At 45.9% G+C, this 2185-nt stretch carries 3 protein-coding genes; all 3 read right to left on the reverse strand.

Features of this window, described 5'->3' with window-relative positions; genetic code table 11:
• Window positions 1–37 precede the first annotated feature (37 nt).
• Window positions 38–1162: a DegT/DnrJ/EryC1/StrS aminotransferase family protein gene (locus JX312_RS12565; RefSeq protein WP_124029833.1), complete on the reverse strand. Its 1125-nt coding sequence runs from the start codon at window positions 1160–1162 to the stop codon at window positions 38–40.
• Window positions 1146–1556 (reverse strand): FdtA/QdtA family cupin domain-containing protein, encoded by a 411-nt coding sequence (locus JX312_RS12570; protein WP_124029832.1) that lies wholly within the window; start codon window positions 1554–1556, stop codon window positions 1146–1148. Before JX312_RS12570 ends, JX312_RS12565 begins: the two co-directional genes overlap by 17 nt.
• Before the next feature lie 21 nt (window positions 1557–1577).
• The coding region (locus JX312_RS12575; protein WP_304505009.1) for an alpha-L-arabinofuranosidase C-terminal domain-containing protein at window positions 1578–2185 on the reverse strand (608 nt) is incomplete at its 5' end.

Raw genomic sequence — 2185 nt, forward strand, 5'->3', positions numbered from 1 at the left:
TATACAACATTATCGGGTCATTGGGCAGTGCCATATTCTATATGCTATTAAAATTATTTACCTTGGCTATTACCTCTGTCACCTCATCGTCTGTCATGACCGGTGAGATCGGCAGTGACAATTCCATGTTATGAATGCATTCAGTAATAGATAACGTGGAATAGTGCCTTAATATTCCTTTTGAGGCATAACATTTTTGTCGGTGAGGCGGTATTGGATAGTGAATCAGCGTCTGGACACCGTTTACCGAGAGATATTGCTGCAATTGCTCCCTTTGCCTACATAAAACCGGAAACAGGTGATAAACATTCATTTCGCCGACTTCTCCTATTCCAGAGGGTATAGATACCATCGGGTTGTCAATCTCTGCGATATATCTGGCGGCAATCGCACGGCGACGCCTGTTATCGGAATCAAGCCGTTTCAATTTAAGCCTCAGCACAGCTGCCTGTATCTCATCAAGTCGCGAGTTGCGCCCGGCTGCATCAAATACATATTTTCTGTCAGAGCCATAGTTCGCAAGACGACGCACCATTCCGGCAAGGACAGCATCGGAGGTAGTGACAGCGCCGCCATCTCCCAACGCACCCAAATTCTTCCCGGGATAAAAACTATGAGCGGCGGCATCTCCCAATGAACCGGTACGCTGTCCTTTGAACATACACCCGTGAGCCTGCGCGTTGTCTTCTATAAGTTTCAGGTTGTAACGCCTGCGCAATTCATCCAATTCCGATGTGTGCGAGCATCTTCCGTATAGATGCACCGACATGATTGCCTTGGTTAGCGGTGTTATGCAAGATTCGATTCCTGCAATATCAATCTGCAGCGTATCCTTATCCGGCTCTACAAGCACAGGAACAAGAGAGTTTTCCGTTATGGAAAGTATTGTCGCGATATATGTGTTTGCCGGCACAATAACCTCGTCACCATCACTCATGACACCAAGTTCCTTATACGCTCTGAGTATTAATGTCAGCGCATCCAAACCATTGGCGCATCCCACCGTATGGGACACGCCAATATATCTTGAATATTCCTCTTCGAAACATCTGTTTTCCTCACCCAGAAGATACCATCCTGAGCGTATCACCCGATTTACGGTTTCTGTAAGTTCCGGTTCAAAAGAATCATTTATTCTCTGTAAATCAAGAAACTTTACCATTCCGCTTTAGATTTATAAAATCACCGTAATCACGAATGTAATCATCTTCATCATAGAAATCTGATGCCAGAACCAATGCAACGGCGCCTGAAGAGAAATCAACCAGATGCGACCATGTGCCGGGGGTCACGAGCAGACCCTGATAAGGCTTGTTCAGCAATATCGATTCTCTCGAACTGCCGTCATCAAGATGAACAGTAAAACTTCCGCCAACTGCAATTATAAACTCAAACAGAGTATGATGCGCATGCCCTGCGCGGCTTTCTCCACCCGGAACATCATAAATGAAGAATGCCCTCTTCATGTTAAACGGAATGTGAATGCCGTTCTCCACAACCGACAGATTTCCTCTTCTGTCAAGATGTCGTGGCAATTCAATTATCTTATAGTCCATCGTACCAATTATCGGTTATGATTACTTTGCTGTGTGGATTCTGACCACTGAAAAGGAATATGGTCCGGCATTAAAACCGACAACACCTCCTTCTATTAAAACGGAAGAGATATACGGTTTAGTGCATTCCTCAGCCGGGGAACCCGACAGAATGGAAACCGAGGCTTCTCCGTCACAGACTGCAAGCGATTTGAGATCCGCATTGACATCAACCGTAACCGGCAGAAGATTTGCAACTTTAAGAATCACATCCCCACTCTCCTCATCCTTGACTATGGAGTAGCCGAATCGTCTGGAAACATCTTCCGACTTTTCAGACAACGAAGCTTTAGCTGGGAAATAGACAGTACCTGAATTTGTGCCATACATTTTCTGCACATGGTAGTCGGGGGTGAGACGGATTGAATCATTGTCAAAGAACACCATGTCCGGACGCCAGTTCTCATGTCCTTCCTTTGCCAACAGAGGAGCATAAGAGGTCATCTCGACAACATCTCCGTTGCGTTCCACATCAGTCAGATAAAGGGCGATTGACAAGGCAGCCTCAAGCGTGTTCTTACGGTCAGGAGTATGCGATGCGTATTCACCGAGATAAACCTTGGGACCGTTACGGGCATAACTGTCGTAGT

Origin of the sequence: Barnesiella sp. CU968 (genome assembly GCF_905219685.1) — a bacterium.
Classification (GTDB): Bacteria; Bacteroidota; Bacteroidia; order Bacteroidales; family Muribaculaceae; genus Lepagella; species Lepagella muris_A.